Raw genomic sequence first — 17,040 nt, 5'->3', positions numbered from 1 at the left:
CCCGCGCGGCGTAGCCGCGTGGGAAGGGTGAGGGTGACCACGGTCCTCCAGCAATATCACGCCCTGATCGCCGCTGGCGAACTCCGGGCCGACCAGGACCAACAAGCCGCCGCCCAACGTCTGGATCGCCTCCAACAGGAATTGGAGGCTCAGCCCAAACGCGGCTCGGTGTTGTGGCGCGCACTCGGCCGCAAGCCGGACTCCCCGCGCGGCGTCTATATGTGGGGCGATGTCGGGCGCGGCAAATCGATGCTGATGGACCTGTTCTTCGGGTGCCTCGCGATCAACCGCAAGCGCCGCGTCCATTTCGCCGAGTTCATGCTCGAAGTGCATCAGCGCATCGCAGAGGAGCGCAGGAAGGAAGCCGGCGACCCGATCGCCCCGGTCGCCGCCGCATTGGCCGAGCAAGCCCGCCTGCTCGCGTTCGACGAGATGATGGTGACCAATTCGCCCGACGCGATGATCCTGTCGCGCCTGTTCACCGCGCTGATCGAGGCGGGCGTGACCGTCGTCACCACGTCCAATCGCCCGCCACGCGATCTCTACAAGAACGGGCTCAACCGTGAGCATTTCCTGCCCTTCATCGACCTGATCGAGAGCCGCCTCGACGTACTGCCGCTGAACGGTCCTGTCGATTACCGCCGCGACCGGCTGGGCCAGCAGGAGACCTGGCTGGTGCCGAACGGCCCCGAAGCGACGCGCAACCTGTCCGCCGCCTTCTTCCGCCTGACCGACTATCCGCCCGAGGATGCCGCGCACGTGCCGAGCGAGGATATTCCGGTCCAGGGCGGGCGTACGCTTCACGTGCCCAAATCGCTCAAGGGCGTGGCGGTGTTCAGCTTCAAGAAATTGTGCGGCGAGGCGCGCGGCAGCGCCGACTATCTCTCCATCGCACGGCGCTTCCACACGGTCATCCTGGTCGGTATCCCCAAGCTCGGGCCCGAGAACCGCAACGAGGCGGCGCGCTTCGTCTCGCTGATCGATGCGCTCTACGAGCACAAGGTCAAGCTGCTCGCCGCTGCCGACGCCGAACCGGCCCAGCTCTACGAGAAAGGCGACGGCCGCTTCGAGTTCGAGCGCACCGTCAGCCGCTTGGAGGAGATGCGCTCTGACGAATATCTCGATTCCGGGCACGGCATCGACTGAACGGGATCAGATCAGCGCCAGGCTGTCGAGGTCGAGCGCCATTCGCGCGGGGCGCTCCGCCATCGCCGCGAACATGCGGTCGCCGCGTTCGGTTCGTTCGACATAATTGGCGGCGTTGATTGCCATGATCATTCCGGCGAACGCGTTGCGGCAATAGCTACGCCAGAACGCCTCTCCATCGGGCGCTTCGCCGAGCGCCGCCCGGCGCGCGAGATAGCCCTTAACCAGGCCGCGCTCGCGCGCGCGGCGTTCGGCGGGATCGGCGAAGCTCGTGCCGATCAGATACGCCACGTCGTTCGCCGCCCGCCCCATCGCCACCGTCTGCCAGTCGAGCAGGCACGCGGTGCGCCCGCTTTGGTCGAACAGGATGTTGTCGAGCCGGAGGTCGCCGTGACGCAGGCATTCGGGTGGCGCCTCACGATCGAGATAGGCGTCGATCCGGTCGACCAGCGCCTGGCCGAGATCGAGCACTTCGGCGTCGAGCAGCCCGGCGAAACGCTCGCGGAAGTTCGGATAAGCGGCCGGCATTGCGGTGCGTATCACCATGCTGACGGACTGGTGGTGCGCCCAGGTCAGGCTCGTCCAGTCGCCGCCGGCTGGCCGCCAGGCATGCAGCGCGGCAACCGCGTCGAGCGCGGCGGCGACCTGAGTCGCGCTGCCGCCCGCAATCTGGTCGCCTTGGCGGAGCGGCGCCATGTCTTCGATCAGCAGCGCGAAATGCTGCTCGTCCTCGGCGATCGCGGCATAATAGGGTCGCGGGCATGCGACGCCGGCGGTTGGCGCGCAATCGCGGTACCAGCCGATCTCCATGTCGTAGAGATGGAACATGGCCGCCCCTGCGCGGCTCGTCGCGTCGGCGCTCGGGCATTTGGCGATGAAACTCGCCGGCGCGTCACCGCCATGCCAGTCGCAGGTGAAGCGATAGCTGTCGCAAACCTGCCCGGTGCCCACCGCCCGATACTCCAGCGCCGCGAGCGACCCCGCCGGCTGCGCGAATACCCGCTCGACCCAGGCCTTGCTGAAATCCTCCGGCGCGGTCGGGAAGTCGTTCACCGCGCCGGGTCCAGCAGGCCGGTCAGCCCGCTCGCGGCGTGCGGGCCGATGAACAATTGCTCGACCACGCCGACGCCGCGATGCGCGACACCGTCGATCGTCAGCACCGCATCGGCCATCGCCTGGATATGCAGGTTGAGCATCGTCGGCGTGTCGCCGAAATCCGGCAGACAGACATCATAGGCCACGGCCAGGTCGGCACCGTGGTCCATGCCGTGCCCCCATTGCGGGTGGAGATAGCCCAGCCCCGACATGTAGAAATGCTGATCGCGCGGCGTCACGTCCAAGGTGCAGCCGAGCCATGGCTCCAGCCGTACCGAGGCCAGCCGCCGCGTGCCGGGATGATAGGCCGAGCCGATCGCCGCGCTGAACTCGCGCGGATCGCCATCGAGCGGCGCGATCACCCCACGGCGATTCCACGGTTCGCCCGCGCCATCGTCATTGCTGTGGAAGAAGGCGACGCGATCGGGGAAGTTGAACGGCATCCACAGCCACCAGAATTGGCGCATGCCGCCGCCCGCGGGTTGTGCGTCGGGAGCGCCGACCGGACGGATCCCCCAGCTGCGGTCGCGCGTGCCCCAATGCGTATCGGGCGCGACCGTCATGACTTGGTCGCCGATCGCGACGCTTCCGGACCAGCCGCCATTCTGCGTCAGCCGGGTATAGTCCATCAGCAACCGCGCCTCGTGGCGCCGGGTGAAGCGCGGTTCCTCGATCGGGGCGTGCCGTGCGGTAAAGGTCAGATCGGCGCGCACCGGCGAGTCGTTCGGACCCACGACGACGCGCAGCACCTTTAGCGGTTCGATCACTTCGACGCGGATCGGCCCGACCTCCAGGTCCATCCGCTCACCGCCGAGCCGACGCGACGCGCGTATATTGTGCTGGATCCCGTCCAACGTCACGCAGAACGCCGCGTCGATCACCCCGAGCTGGGGATATACGCCGAGCGCGGCGGCGAAGAACAGGCGGCCGTCGGCGCTATAGCCGTTGAAGAAGTAGCGGTCGTAGAAATTGCGTTCGGCGCTGGCGATCGCGATCGGCTCGGGAGTCTGGTGGACCGGATAATCGTCGCCCCGCGTCAGCATCGCTCTGCCCTCTCCCCGGCTTTTGCCGCAGTGTGGCGCACGCCTAAGGAATTGCAACACCCAGCGCGGCGGGCTTTGCCGGGAGCGCCGGCGGCGGCTATGAGGCGTGCGCCGCTCCAAGGCGGAGCATCCAAGGGGAACAGAATGTCCGCTCAGGACCGTGCCGCGCTCAGCAAGGTGCCGGCCGTCACCTTGGGTTTCTGGATCATCAAGATTCTCGCGACGACGCTCGGCGAAACCGCGGGCGACACCGTCTCGATGTCGATGGACCTGGGCTATCTGTTGGGCACCGTCATCTTTCTGGTGCCCCTGATCGTGCTGGTCGGGGCACAGATCGCGGCGCGGCGGTTCCATCCACTCCTTTATTGGGCAACGATCATCGCATCGACCACCGCCGGCACGACGATGGCCGATTTTGCCGACCGCTCGCTCGGCATTGGCTATGCAGGCGGAACGCTGCTGCTGCTCGCGCTGGTATTGGGGTCGCTAGCGGCCTGGAGGATCACGATCGGCGCGATTTCGTCGGACGATATCCGCGGCCCAAATGCCGAGGCCTTCTACTGGCTGACGATCACCTTTTCGCAGACGCTGGGCACCGCGCTCGGCGACTGGGCCGCCGACGACGGCGGTCTCGGCTATCTCGGCGGGGCGGCGCTGTTCGGCGGCGGGCTAGCTATCGTGGCACTGCTCTACGCGACCACCAAGGCCAGCCGCGTCGCCTTGTTCTGGGCGGCCTTCATCCTGACCCGGCCGCTCGGTGCCACGGTCGGCGATTTCCTGGATAAGCCGCTTGGCCATGGCGGTCTCGATCTCAGCAGGCCGGCGGCCTCGCTGGCGCTTGCGGCCGCGATAGGCTTGCTTATTCTCATCCTGCCCCAGCGCGCCGGAACGCATCCGGCTCGCGCGCCAACAGGAGACGCCGCATGATCGTCACCACCACCGAGAACGTCGCAAACCACACTGTCGTCCGAAACCTGGGCCAGGTGTTCGGGGTCGTCGTCAGGAGCCGCGGCCTGGGCGGCAACATCACTGCCGGCCTGCGCTCGATCGTCGGCGGCGAGATTCCCGAATATACCAAGCTGGTCGAGGATGCGCGGCGCCACGCGATCGATCGCATGATCCAGAACGCGACCGTGATGGGGGCCAATGCGGTCGTCATGATGCGCTTCGACTCGGGCGAGATCGCGCAGGCGATGAATGAGGTCGTCGCCTACGGCACGGCGGTCATTCTCGACCCGGCACCCTGACATGTTGCGCAACGTCGTCCTCGCGCTTGGCCTTGCCTGGCTGGCGATCGGACTATGGGTCACATTGGTAGACGCAGCCGGCTGGCCGATGCTGATCTTCCCCGCGATCATCGTCGCCGGGATTGTGTTCGAGCGCGTCAATTATCGCGGCAATGCCAGCGACACGACCGACCCGAACTGGCAGCCGACCAACGAACGCTTCCTTGACGAGGCGACCGGCCGTCCGGTCACCGTCTGGTTCAACGCGGCGACCGGCGAGCGCCGCTATGTCGACGATTGACGCGCTATTGCACTTGCGAACGAATTGCAGTAAGACTTGTTAATTCCTCCCGTTTAGCGGTTGCTTCGGGACGGCCAAGCGCCTAAGCGCCGTCGCGTTCCCGCGCGCCCTGTGCGCGCCCACTCGCGCTTAGGAGTGCTCATGGCCCGCAAGAAGATCGCGCTGATCGGCGCCGGCAATATCGGCGGCACGCTCGCCCATCTCGCCGCCCAGAAGGAATTGGGCGACATCGTCCTGTTCGACGTCGTCGAGGGCGTACCTCAGGGCAAGGCGCTCGACCTTAGCCAGTGCGGCCCGATCGACGGCTTCGACGCCAAGATCACCGGCACGAACGATTATGCCGACATCGCGGGCGCCGACGTCATTATCGTCACCGCCGGCGTGGCTCGCAAGCCGGGCATGAGCCGCGACGACCTGCTCGGCATCAACCTCAAGGTGATGAAGGCGGTCGGCGAGGGCATCAAGAACAACGCCCCCGACGCGTTCGTCATCTGCATCACCAACCCGCTCGACGCGATGGTCTGGGCGCTGCGCGAATTCTCCGGCCTGCCGCACAACAAGGTCGTCGGCATGGCCGGCGTGCTCGACTCGGCACGCTTCAGCCACTTCATCGCGGACGAGTTCAACGTGTCGGTCAAGGACGTGAACACCTTCGTGCTCGGCGGCCATGGCGACACGATGGTCCCGGTCGTCCAGTATTCGACGGTCAACGGCATCCCCGTTCCCGACCTGATCAAGATGGGCCTGTCGACCCAAGAGCGGATCGACGCGATCGTCAAGCGCACCCGCGGCGGCGGCGGCGAGATCGTCGCCCTGCTCAAGACCGGTTCTGCCTTCTACGCGCCCGCGACTAGCGGTATCGCGATGGCCGAAGCCTATCTCAACGACCAGAAGCGCATCCTGCCCTGCGCCGCTTATGTCGACGGCCAGTATGGGGTCGACGGCCTCTATGTCGGCGTGCCGGTGATGATCGGCGCGGGTGGCGTCGAAAAGATCATCGAGATCGAGCTCGACGAGGAAGCCAAGGGCAACCTCCAGGTCTCGGTCGACGCGGTCAAGGAATTGCTGGTCGCGTGCAAGGGCATCGACAGCTCGCTGGCCTGAACAACTCGCACATTACTAAAGGGGCACGGCGCCCCGTCCGACTATCAGGAAGAGGCACCGAATGAGCATCCTCGTCGACAAGAATACCAAGGTCATCACCCAGGGCATGACGGGTGAGACCGGCAGCTTCCACACCAAGGCGGCGCTCGATTACGGCACCCAGATGGTCGGCGGCGTGACGCCGGGCAAGGGCGGCACCGAGCATCTCGGCCTGCCAGTCTACGACACCGTTGCCGAGGCGGTAAGCAAGACCGGCGCCACCGCGTCGGTGATCTACGTGCCGCCGCCCTTCGCCGCCGATTCGATCCTTGAGGCGATCGACGCCGAAGTGCCGCTGATCGTGACGATCACCGAGGGCATTCCAGTGCTCGACATGGTCAAGGTCAAGCGCGCTTTGTCGGGTTCCAAGTCGCGCCTGATCGGCCCGAACTGCCCCGGCGTGCTGACCCCGGGCGAGTGCAAGATCGGCATCATGCCGGGCTCGATCTTCAAGAAGGGATCGGTGGGTGTTGTCAGCCGCTCGGGCACGCTTACCTATGAAGCCGTGTTCCAGACCTCGAATGCAGGGCTCGGCCAGACCACCGCGGTCGGGATCGGCGGCGATCCGGTCAACGGGACCAATTTCATCGACGTGCTCGAGCTGTTCCTGGCCGACGACGAGACCAAGTCGATCATCATGATCGGCGAGATCGGCGGCTCGGCCGAGGAAGAAGCGGCACAGTTCCTGAAGGACGAAGCCAAGCGCGGCCGCAAGAAGCCGATGGCCGGCTTCATCGCCGGCCGCACGGCGCCTCCGGGCCGCCGCATGGGCCATGCCGGCGCGATCGTATCGGGCGGCCAGGGCGGCGCCGAGGATAAGATCGCGGCGATGGAATCGGCGGGCATCAAGGTCTCGGCCAGCCCGAGCCTGCTCGGCGAGACGCTGCTCGAGGTGTTGAAGGGGTGATTCAGGTCCTTCTCCGGAGGGAGAAGGATACGAGGGCTTGGCAGCGTGCTGCCTAGCCGAAGTTGGATGAGGGGACCCGCTCTCGATAGGGTGATCCCCTCACCCAGCTCCGACTAAGGCCCTGACGGGCCTAAGTCTGCGCAACCATCGGGTTGTTCCACCGGGTCAACGATGCTCCCAGCATCGTTGAGAAATTCCCGGGGGGAATTTCGGCCCGGTGGAACAACCCGATCCCGACGGGAGAGGGAGTGAGGTGTGGAATGGGCTACGAAGGTCTGGATTTCAGCGAGATCGCCGCGGGCGTGTCCCCGGCGTTCGTCGAGACGCTGTACAGGAAGTTTAAGGAATCGCCGGAATCGGTTGAGCCGTCGTGGCGCGGCTGGTTCGAAGGGCTGGAGAACGGCCCGTCGACCGCCAGCTGGGCGAATCCGTCCTGGCCCTTGGCGTCGACCGATGACCTGACCGCGGCGCTCGATCCGACCCAGATGGAGCCGGCGCCCAAGCCCGCGCGCGGCGGCGCGCCTGCCGCGGCAGCCCCGGCGGCCAAGCCGGCCAGCCAGGACGACATCGTCAGGGCGGCGAGCGATTCGATCCGCGCCATGCTGCTGATCCGCACCTATCGCGTGCGCGGCCATCTTGCGGCGACGCTCGATCCGCTGGGCCTTATCCGGCAAGACCTGCCCGACGACCTCAAGACCGAATATTACGGCTTCTCCGAAAGCGATATCGATCGCCCTGTCTATCTCGGCGGCACGATGGGCCTGCAATGGGCGACCATTCGCGAGCTCGTCGACATCCTGCGCGCCAATTATTGCGGCAATGTCGGCCTCGAATACATGCACATCGCCGATGTCGAGGAACGCCGCTTCCTGCAGGAGCGGATGGAGGGCAAGGACAAGGCCATCCAGTTCACCGTCGACGGCAAGAAGGCGATCCTCAACAAGGTGATCGAGGCCGAGCAGTGGGAACGCTTTCTCGGCAAGAAATATGTCGGCACCAAGCGCTTCGGGCTCGACGGCGGCGAGGCGATGATCCCGGCGCTGGAAAGCGTGATCAAATATGGCGGCCAGATGGGCGTCAACGAGATCGTCTATGGCATGGCGCATCGCGGCCGCCTCAACGTGCTGGCCAACGTCATGGCCAAGCCGCTGCGGGTGATCTTCCACGAATTCGGCGGCGGCTCGGCCAATCCCGAGGATGTCGGCGGATCGGGTGACGTGAAATATCATCTCGGCACTTCGACCGACCGCGAGTTCGACGGGATCAAGGTCCATATGTCGCTGGTCGCCAACCCCTCGCATCTCGAGGCGGCGGACCCGGTCGTGCTGGGCAAGACCCGAGCGATCCAGACGCTGGCCAGCGACCTCGAAGAGCATGTCCATTCGCTGCCGGTGCTGATTCATGGCGACGCGGCGTTCGCCGGCCAGGGCATCGTCTGGGAATGCCTCGGCTTCTCCGGCATCCGCGGCTACAATACCGGCGGCTGCATCCACTTCGTCATCAACAACCAGATCGGCTTTACCACCAGCCCGCAATTCGCGCGCTCGTCGCCTTATTGCTCGGACGTCGCCAAGGGCGTCCAGGCGCCGATCTTCCACGTCAATGGCGACGATCCCGAAGCGGTGACCTTCGCCTGCAAGATGGCGATCGAATTCCGCCAGAAATTCCATCGCGACATCGTCATCGACATGTGGTGCTATCGCCGCTTCGGCCACAATGAAGGCGACGAGCCGAGCTTCACCCAGCCGCTGATGTACAAGGCGATCCGCCAGCATCCGTCGGTCAGCGAAGTCTATGGCAAGCGCCTGATCGCCGAGGGCGTGGTCGACCAGGCCTGGATCGACACGATCACCCATCAGTTCGATACCTTGCTGGAGGGCGAGTTCGAAGCGGGCGCGTCGTACAAGGCGAACAAGGCCGACTGGTTCGCCGGCCGCTGGTCGGGGTTGCACATGCCGGCCGATGCCGAGACCGCGCGCCGCAACGTAGAGACGGGCATCGAGCGGAAGCTGTTCGACAGCCTGGGTCGCACGCTGACCACCATTCCCGAGGATCTGACCGTCCACAAGGCGCTCAATCGCGTGATCGACGCCAAGCGTGAGATGTTCAAGTCGGGCGAGAATTTCGATTGGGCGACCGGCGAGGCATTGGCTTTCGGCTCGCTGTTGTCGGAGGGCTATGGCGTCCGCCTGTCGGGCCAGGATTCGGGCCGCGGTACCTTTTCGCAGCGGCACGCCGTTTGGGTCGACCAGAATGACGAGCACAAATATGTGCCGCTATGGAATGTCGAGCACGGCAATTTCGAAGTCCTCGATTCCCCGCTCAGCGAATATGGCGTGCTCGGCTTCGAGTACGGCTATGCACTGGCCGATCCCAAGACCATGGTGATCTGGGAAGCGCAGTTCGGCGATTTCGCCAATGGCGCGCAGATCATGATCGATCAGTTCATCGCCGCGGGCGAGGCCAAGTGGCTGCGCGCCAACGGCCTGGTGATGATGCTGCCGCACGGTTACGAGGGCCAGGGTCCGGAGCATAGCTCGGCACGCCCCGAGCGCTTCCTCCAGCTCTGCGCGGGCGATAATATGCAGGTCGCCAATTGCACCACGCCGGCCAACATCTTCCACTTGCTGCGCCGTCAGATGCACCGGACTTTTCGCAAGCCGCTGGTGATCTTCACGCCCAAGTCGCTGCTGCGCCACAAGCGCGCCGTGTCGAAGGCAGAGGACTTCCTGGGTGACAGCCACTTCCGCCGCATCCTGTCGGATCCGGATGCGTCGGCGGATACCGAGACCAAGCGCCTGGTGCTGTGCACCGGCAAGGTCGCCTATGACCTGTTCGAGGCGCGCGACGCGGCGGGCGACAAGAACACCCAGATCGTCCGGATCGAACAGCTCTATCCGTTCCCGGGCGATCCGCTCGCCGAGCGCGTCCGCCGGATGCCCAATCTCGAAGAGATCGTCTGGGCGCAGGAAGAGCCGCGCAACAATGGTTATTGGTTCTTCGTCGAGCCGCTGATCGAGGAAGCCTTGGCCGCGGCCAAGTGCAAGGTACGGCGCGCGCGCTATGCCGGTCGCGCAGCGGCGGCGTCCCCCGCTACCGGCCTCGCCAAGCGACACCAGATGGAGCAGGCCGCGCTCGTCGCCGACGCGCTGGGTCATAACGTTCGCGAGGAAATCCGCCGAACGCGGAAGAGTTGAACCCGCCCGTCACCCCGGCGAAAGCTGGTGTATCGAGCGACAGGAATGAGATCATGAGATCCCGGCTTCCGCTGGGATGACGAGGTGAAGATGGCAACCGAAGTCAACGTGCCCGTGCTGGGCGAATCGATCGTCGAGGCAACTGTCGGCGAATGGCTGAAACAGCCGGGCGATCCGGTGAAGGCCGACGAGCCGATCGTCAGCCTGGAGACCGACAAGGTCGCGGTCGAGGTGCCCTCGCCGGTCGCCGGCGTGATGGGCCAGCATGCGGTCGCGGTCGGCGACAATGTCGCGGTCGGCGCGCTGCTCGCGACGATCGAGGAAGGCGCGGGCGCTTCGGCCCCCGCTCCGGCTCCGGCTCCTGCCCCGGCTACGCCTGCACCCACCCTCGCCTCCGCCGTTTCGCCCGCCGCCACTGCTGGCCAGCAGGCACCCGGCTCGGGCGACACGCCCGCAGCGCTCAGCCCGTCGGTGCGCCGCGCGGTGCTCGAAACCGGGGTGGACCCGGCGACGGTTCGCGGCACCGGCAAGGACGGCCGCCTGACCAAGGACGATGTGCTTGCCGCCGCCGCGACCCCGGCCGCTCCGGCACCGGCCCCGGCCGCCGAGCCGGTCCAAACCCCGTCGGTCGCCGCCTCGACCGGCCGCAAGGAAGAGCGCGTCCGCATGACGCGCCTGCGCCAGACGGTCGCCAAGCGCCTGAAGGACGCGCAGAACACTGCGGCGATGCTGACGACGTTCAACGACGTCGACATGTCGGCGGTGATCGAGGCGCGCACCAAGTACAAGGACCTATTCGAGAAGAAGCACGGCGTCCGCCTGGGCTTCATGGGCTTCTTCGTGAAAGCCGCCTGCATGGCGCTCAAGGACGTCCCCGCGGTCAACGCCCAGATCGACGGCGAGGAAATCGTCTATCACGATTATGCCGATATCTCGGTCGCGGTCTCGGCGCCGCAGGGCCTGGTCGTGCCGGTGATCCGCGATGCCGACCAGCTCTCGGTCGCCGGCATCGAAAAGACGATCGGCGATTTCGGCAAGCGCGCCAAGGACGGCACGCTCAAGATGGAGGAGATGAAGGGCGGCACCTTCACCATCTCCAATGGCGGCGTGTTCGGCTCGTTGATGTCGACTCCGATCATCAACCCGCCGCAGAGCGCCGTGCTCGGCCTGCATCGCATCGAGGACCGCCCAGTGGTTCGCGACGGCCAGGTCGTCGTCCGCCCGATGATGTACCTGGCGCTCAGCTACGACCATCGCCTGATCGACGGTCGCGAGGCGGTGACCTTCCTGGTCGCGCTCAAGAACGCGATCGAGGACCCGACGCGCATTCTGATCGACCTGTAACTATATACTAGGCGTCACCCCGGCGCAGGCCGGGGTCGCTGTGTGATCGCTCCCTCGCTGGCCAGCCCCGGCCTCCGCCGGGGCGACGGAGGAAATGATGGCTGACTATGATTTCGACGTCCTGGTGATCGGTGCCGGCCCCGGCGGCTATGTCGCAGCAATCCGCGCGGCGCAGCTTGGGCTCAAGACCGGCTGCGTGGAAAGCCGCGAGACGCTGGGCGGCACCTGCCTCAATGTCGGCTGCATCCCGTCCAAGGCGATGCTCCACGCGAGCGAATTTTACGACCACGCCGCCAACGGCATGATGGCCAAGATGGGCATCAAGGTCACGCCCGAGCTCGACCTGGATACGATGCACGGCCAGCGCAAGGACGCGGTCAAGCAGCTGACCGGCGGCATCGAATTCCTGTTCAAGAAGAACAAGGTCGAATGGCTCAAGGGCCATGCCGCCTTCACTGCCGCCGACACCGTCCAGGTCGGCGACCGTAGCGTGCGCGCGAAGAATATCGTCATCGCCACCGGATCGTCGGTCGTTCCGCTTCCCGGCGTCGAGATCGACCAGAAGGTCGTGGTCGATTCGACCGGCGCGCTCGAACTGCCCAAGGTGCCCGGGCAAATGGTCGTGATCGGCGGCGGCGTGATCGGGCTCGAGCTCGGCAGCGTGTGGCGTCGCCTGGGCGCCAAGGTCACTGTGGTCGAATTCCTCGACCAGATCCTGCCCGGCTTCGACGGTGAGGTCCGCAAGGAATCGAACAAGATCCTGAAGAAGCAGGGTATCGAATTCAAGCTGTCGACCAAGGTCACCGGCGTGACGGTGAAGGACGGCAAGGCCACGCTCACCCTCGAACCGGCCGCCGGCGGCACGGCCGAGACGATCGAGGCGGATACCGTATTGGTGTCGATCGGCCGCAAGCCGAACACCGCCGGCCTCGCGCTCGACAGGGCCGGGCTCGCGACCAACCAGCGCGGTCAGATCGAGATCGACCACGACTTCCGCACTTCGGTCCCCGGCATCTGGGCAGTAGGCGACGTGGTTCCCGGCCCGATGCTCGCGCACAAGGCCGAGGACGAAGGCATCGCGGTCGCCGAGAATATCGCCGGCCAGCACGGCATCGTGAACCACGACGTGATCCCGTCGGTCGTCTATACCTGGCCCGAAATCGCCGGCGTCGGCCTGACCGAGGAAGCCGCCAAAGAGCGCGGTGAGGTCAAGGTCGGCAAGTTCCCGATGCTGGCGAACTCGCGTGCCAAGACCAACCACGAGCCCGACGGCTTCGTGAAGGTGATCACGGACGCCAAGACCGACCGCGTGCTCGGCGTGTGGTGCATCGCCAGCGTCGCCGGCACGATGATCGCTCAAGCCGCGCAGGCGATGGAATTCGGCGCGACCAGCGAGGACATCGCCTATACCTGTCACGCGCACCCGACGCACAGCGAGGCGATCAAGGAAGCGGCGATGGCGGTGACGGGCAAACCCATTCACATCTGATCGCGCGAGATCGTAGCGGCGCTACGATCGAGCAAACTCGCGATCAGATCCGCCGGCGGCGCTCAAGCCGGCCGACGGCACGGCTTTGCCGCGCCGCCTGCCAAGATCATCGACTACCGATAGCGCCATCCGCCGTTCCAGCGCTCGCGGTGCCACCAATAGCGGCGACCGTCCCAATAACCGCGCTGGGGATAATAGCGGCCGATCACCAACCGCACCTCGGGCCCGCGATTGACATAGCGCGGCCCGTTGGGAACACAGCGATCGTGCCAGCCGCGATGCCAGCCACGACCGCATCCTTCGCGCGCCATGGCGGGGGTGGCGGCGGCGAGCATCGTGCCGGCGGCGGCCAAAGCCAGAATCATTGTCTTACGCATGGTGACCTCTCACTTCTTGTTACACGCCCGGTCGCGCGAAAACGGCGTCGCCGGACTATTCTCTAACGCACGAGCTCGGATTTCCCTCCGATCGCGCCGCGCGTGAAACGAATTCAGCGGTCCCAGGTTGCAGCCAGCGCGCGCAAATCCCAGCGGATTTCGAGCGGTACCGCGTCACGCTGTCGCCAGGCCCCAATATGGACATGCGGATTGCGTGCCGCGCCGTTATTGCCGTCCAGCGCGATCGTCTGGCCGGCATTTACGTGGTCGCCTGCCTTGACCCGAAAATCGGTCAGATGGGCCAGGACGACGACGATTCCGTCGTTGGTCAGGATGCGGATCTGTCCCGCCGGCGGCGGCCCCATCGTGCCGGGCACGTTGTTTTCGGGCTTCGTCAATATGCCGAGCACCGTCCCGGAGACGGGCGCCAGAACCTCGGCATGCCAGCCATACCAATCTTCATTGGCCTTGCCGTCGGTGCGATAGAATTTCATATAACCCGACGTTCCGGCGACCCCGCCGGTCACGACGCAATCGCTGCCTAGCGCGTCACCAGCATAATCGAGTTCGCCCATCGGGTGCGGCGCGCACATGAAGCGCTGGCGAAAGATCGGGCCAAATGTGATTTGCTCGATCGGGCCATCGACCGGCGCGGCTTTGGGTGGCGGACCGAGCTGTGGAGATGCCGACCGGGGCTGCGCTGCAGCGGCCTGACCAAGAAGCAGAAAAGACAGCAATGGCAGCATCATACGTTCCTCGATCAGCGGCAGCCGCGCATATCACGAGGAAACGGGGATCAGCCAGCCAGCATTGCCCGCCGACGCAGCAGCGCCGCTGGTGCGCCAATCTCCTTAAGCCCGGATATTGGACGTCAGCGGGACTCAGCCGACCCGACCGGGAGTTATTGCTCCTTGCCCTTGCCGCCGGGCCTGCCGCGGCCTTCGCGTCGCGGCGCTCCACTGCTGCTGCGTACCCCGCAAACCGGCCCCACCGGCCGAACAACCGGGGGCGTGGGTGGAGCGGCCGCTGCCGGCGGAGGAGGCGGCGGTGGAGGTGGTGGTGGAGCCGAAACCGGTGCGCGGGGCGGCGAAAAGCTCGGCCGCGGTGCCACTACGGCTGGCGGTGGCATGCGCCGCGGTTCGACGCCGGGGGGAATCGTGCGCCGTTCAAGGGGCTGCAACTCGGTTGGCTTGCCGGTGTCGGATTTGACCATCGGCGGCTTCGGCACCACCAGCATCGGCCGCTCGATACGGCGCTCGCCGCGCAAAATGGGCGGCGACTGAGGGGCAGGCGCCGGCGCCGCTGGCGGAACAGCGGTCGGGATGTCGCTCTGTATCCGCGGTGGCAACCGCATCGGGCGACCGGCATCGTCGCGTCTTGGCGGCGGCGGGACGACCACCGGCGGCGGCAGCGGTGTCGAGGTCACCGGCGCCGCGGGCGGGGTTGGGATCGGCTGTCCCGGAATCGGCTGGCCCGAGCGCGGTGGACGTCGTGGGAATCCTGGCCCGGTATCGTCGCCGCGACCCGGCCGGCCAGGCTTCGTACCCGGCACACCCGGTGTAGGCGGCGCAACCGGCCGTGGCCGCCCGATCCAATTGCCCTTCCCCTTCCAGGCGTCGGGACCGCCCTTCCTCCCTGGCCGTTCGCCGCCTGGCGTCGTGACCCACTTGCCGCCGCCCTGGGGAGCGCCGCGATAGCCGCCGCGCCGCCACCGTTCGAACCATTCGGCGCGTTGCCGCCGCTTCTGCCATTCCGTGCCGAGCTTGTTACGCCAGTCACGATGATGCAGCCGGCCCGGCCCATCGCGATAGCGGATCCAGCCCGGCCGACTGCGCCAACTGTCGAACCGCAGCTCGATCGCGCCGAACCAGCCGATACTGTCGGCCCAGTCGCCGGCATAGACCGGCTCGGGATATTGCATCGCCTGCTTCATGTCGAAGCCGCGATCCGACAGCCATCGAGCACCGTCGATGATATCGTCGGACGGATCGATCAGGTCGCCATTGTCGCCATAGACCGCGGCGAGCATCCCCCGGTCGAAGCCATAGGCATAGGTTCGGTCGCCAACGAAGAACGGGTAATCGTTCCCCGGCGCGAAGATGTAATAGCGGTAATCGTCGCCGAGCGGCTCGGCGAGGATCGTCGAGCCATCGGCCATCGACCACGCCCAGCAGTCGATGCCCTCGAAGCGAAAGCCGTAATCGGGCGGAGAGGTGCCCATTGCGTCGAGCAGGGCGTCGGCATCGTCGATATAGCGATAGGCATCGTCGGATACGGCCGACGCCGTGGACGGAAAATCCTGCGCGGCGGCGATGTCAGGCAGCGCCACACCCGCCAACAGCGCGAACATCGCTCCTGCTACCGATCCCATCCGTTTCCGCGTCATCATCTGCCCCACTCCTGCCAACGACGCCTGGGTCATCCCACAGTGTCAATGAACTCGCCCTGTCGCGATCGTTCAGCCAGCGTTGTCTCGATCGCCGAGACCCGAATGGTGCCAGCGTGGCGCAAGGCGAGAAGGAGTCAATTAGGGGTCACACGTAACCGCACGCACCGGCGCCTTGCATCGCGACGCGACGCGGTTAGGGTCGCGGCAAGCGGCGCCGCCGCAGCAGGAGAGCGCGATGGCGACTTTACGCCTGAGACAAGCAGCCAAGGCGTTCGGCCCGATCGAGGTCCTGAAGGGCATCGACCTGGACATCGCCGACGGCGAGTTCGTCGTGTTCGTCGGCCCATCCGGCTGCGGCAAATCGACTTTGTTGCGCAGCATTGCCGGACTGGAAGCGCTCGGTTCGGGGACGGTCGAGATCGACGGGCGGGTGGTGAACGATGTCCCGCCATCCGAACGCGGCATCGCGATGGTGTTCCAATCCTATGCGCTCTACCCGCACATGAGCGTGCGCGAGAATATGGGTTTTGCGCTCAAGCTCACCGGGCGACCCAAAGCGGAAATCGCTGCCGCGGTCGATGCCGCCGCGGCGACGCTCGACATCGCGCATCTGCTCGACCGGCGGCCCAAGGAATTGTCGGGCGGCCAGCGCCAGCGCGTCGCGATCGGCCGCGCGATCGTTCGCCAGCCCAAGGTGTTCCTGTTCGACGAGCCGCTGTCCAATCTCGACGCCGCGCTGCGCGTGCGCATGCGCTACGAATTCGCGGGGCTGCACAAGGCGCTGGGGACGACGATGATCTACGTCACGCACGACCAGGTCGAGGCGATGACCCTGGCCGACCGGATCGTCGTGCTCAACAATGGCGTTATCGAGCAGGTCGGAACGCCCGACGAGTTGTACGAACGGCCCGACACGATCTTCGTCGCAGGTTTCATCGGGTCGCCGACGATGAACCTGATTCCGGCCACCTATGCCGGGCGGGGGGCAACGGGCGCGATGGTCAGATTGAATGGCGGGCAACTGATCGACACCGCGATCTCAGCGGAATCGCTGTCGCCGGGCGCGGCAGTGACGCTGGGCGTTCGCCCCGAGCGCCTGACCGGCGACGGTCCCGCTAATCGGCTCGGCGGTCATGTCCGGATGGTCGAATCGCTCGGCGCGGTGCATCACGTCCATCTCGCGATCGAGGGGCTCGCCGAGCCGTTGGTCGCGTCGCTGCCGACACGGCCTGCGAGTGAGACGCTGGCGATCGCGATGCAACCGGAAGCATTGCATCTGTTCGACGAACGAGGGCGCGCGCTTCCGCGCCCGACACTCGCCGTTCCACGCGCAGCGGCTTAGCCCCGCTCCGGACATAAAATGCCGCTTGGCGCAACGCCCCC

The 17,040-nt window shown here is 66.0% G+C and carries 15 protein-coding genes; 10 read left to right on the top strand and 5 right to left on the bottom strand.

Going from position 1 to position 17,040, the window contains the following annotated elements:
- The first annotated feature begins 33 nt into the window (after positions 1–33).
- On the top strand, positions 34–1,146 hold the full coding sequence (gene zapE, locus SPR01S_RS07060; protein ID WP_066587066.1) for a cell division protein ZapE: 1,113 nt from the start codon (positions 34–36) through the stop codon (positions 1,144–1,146).
- Between the two features lie 6 nt (positions 1,147–1,152).
- Here the strand turns inward: zapE and SPR01S_RS07055 are convergent, their stop codons facing one another.
- Together SPR01S_RS07055 and SPR01S_RS07050 are read right to left on the bottom strand one after the other, a co-directional pair.
- Complete coding sequence (locus tag SPR01S_RS07055; RefSeq protein ID WP_066587063.1) at positions 1,153–2,199, bottom strand: aminoglycoside phosphotransferase family protein; 1,047 nt, start codon at positions 2,197–2,199, stop codon at positions 1,153–1,155.
- Complete coding sequence (locus tag SPR01S_RS07050; RefSeq protein ID WP_066587060.1) at positions 2,196–3,284, bottom strand: Rv3169 family protein; 1,089 nt, start codon at positions 3,282–3,284, stop codon at positions 2,196–2,198. The genes SPR01S_RS07055 and SPR01S_RS07050 overlap by 4 nt, the downstream gene beginning before the upstream one ends.
- Positions 3,285–3,428: 144 nt before the next feature.
- Here SPR01S_RS07050 and SPR01S_RS07045 point away from each other — a divergent pair, with 144 nt between their 5' ends.
- The 8 genes from SPR01S_RS07045 (at position 3,429) to lpdA (ending at position 12,891) form a co-directional block, all read left to right on the top strand.
- Positions 3,429–4,211 (top strand): COG4705 family protein, encoded by a 783-nt coding sequence (locus tag SPR01S_RS07045; protein ID WP_066587058.1) that lies wholly within the window; start codon positions 3,429–3,431, stop codon positions 4,209–4,211.
- Positions 4,208–4,531: a YbjQ family protein gene (locus SPR01S_RS07040; protein ID WP_066587056.1), complete on the top strand. Its 324-nt coding sequence runs from the start codon at positions 4,208–4,210 to the stop codon at positions 4,529–4,531. The genes SPR01S_RS07045 and SPR01S_RS07040 overlap by 4 nt, the downstream gene beginning before the upstream one ends.
- A gap of 1 nt (position 4,532) precedes the next feature.
- Positions 4,533–4,811 carry a hypothetical protein gene (locus SPR01S_RS07035; RefSeq protein WP_066587053.1) on the top strand — a complete coding sequence of 93 codons (279 nt, stop codon included), beginning with the start codon at positions 4,533–4,535 and terminating at the stop codon, positions 4,809–4,811.
- Between the two features lie 141 nt (positions 4,812–4,952).
- The gene (gene mdh, locus SPR01S_RS07030; protein WP_066587050.1) at positions 4,953–5,915 is read left to right on the top strand and encodes a malate dehydrogenase; all 963 of its coding nucleotides are present in this window, start codon (positions 4,953–4,955) and stop codon (positions 5,913–5,915) included.
- A gap of 61 nt (positions 5,916–5,976) precedes the next feature.
- Positions 5,977–6,861: a succinate--CoA ligase subunit alpha gene (gene sucD / locus SPR01S_RS07025; RefSeq protein ID WP_066587047.1), complete on the top strand. Its 885-nt coding sequence runs from the start codon at positions 5,977–5,979 to the stop codon at positions 6,859–6,861.
- 260 nt (positions 6,862–7,121) lie between these two features.
- Positions 7,122–10,058 carry a 2-oxoglutarate dehydrogenase E1 component gene (locus SPR01S_RS07020; protein ID WP_066587046.1) on the top strand — a complete coding sequence of 979 codons (2,937 nt, stop codon included), beginning with the start codon at positions 7,122–7,124 and terminating at the stop codon, positions 10,056–10,058.
- A gap of 90 nt (positions 10,059–10,148) precedes the next feature.
- Entirely contained in the window at positions 10,149–11,402 is a 1,254-nt protein-coding gene (odhB, locus tag SPR01S_RS07015; protein WP_066587044.1) for a 2-oxoglutarate dehydrogenase complex dihydrolipoyllysine-residue succinyltransferase, read from the top strand.
- A gap of 97 nt (positions 11,403–11,499) precedes the next feature.
- Positions 11,500–12,891, top strand: coding sequence for a dihydrolipoyl dehydrogenase (lpdA, locus tag SPR01S_RS07010; protein ID WP_066587095.1), 1,392 nt, complete (start codon positions 11,500–11,502; stop codon positions 12,889–12,891).
- A gap of 113 nt (positions 12,892–13,004) precedes the next feature.
- On the opposite strand, the gene SPR01S_RS07005 is transcribed toward lpdA, so the two are convergent.
- From SPR01S_RS07005 to SPR01S_RS06995, 3 genes are all read right to left on the bottom strand, one after another.
- Positions 13,005–13,268 (bottom strand): GCG_CRPN prefix-to-repeats domain-containing protein, encoded by a 264-nt coding sequence (locus tag SPR01S_RS07005; protein WP_066587039.1) that lies wholly within the window; start codon positions 13,266–13,268, stop codon positions 13,005–13,007.
- 113 nt (positions 13,269–13,381) lie between these two features.
- Positions 13,382–14,017 (bottom strand): M23 family metallopeptidase, encoded by a 636-nt coding sequence (locus SPR01S_RS07000; RefSeq protein ID WP_066587036.1) that lies wholly within the window; start codon positions 14,015–14,017, stop codon positions 13,382–13,384.
- A 152-nt stretch (positions 14,018–14,169) separates the two neighbouring features.
- Entirely contained in the window at positions 14,170–15,657 is a 1,488-nt protein-coding gene (locus SPR01S_RS06995; RefSeq protein WP_157082023.1) for a hypothetical protein, read from the bottom strand.
- A gap of 235 nt (positions 15,658–15,892) precedes the next feature.
- Between SPR01S_RS06995 and SPR01S_RS06990 the strand changes: the two genes are divergently transcribed.
- A complete protein-coding gene (locus SPR01S_RS06990; RefSeq protein WP_066587030.1) occupies positions 15,893–16,999 on the top strand; it encodes an ABC transporter ATP-binding protein in 1,107 nt (368 codons plus the stop codon).
- Positions 17,000–17,040 lie beyond the last annotated feature (41 nt).

The sequence above is a fragment of the Sphingomonas pruni NBRC 15498 genome (assembly GCF_001598455.1).
Classification (GTDB): Bacteria; Pseudomonadota; Alphaproteobacteria; order Sphingomonadales; family Sphingomonadaceae; genus Sphingomonas; species Sphingomonas pruni.
The sequence above is the reverse complement of the archived record's forward strand: the minus strand, read 5'-3'. Positions and strand labels throughout refer to the sequence as shown.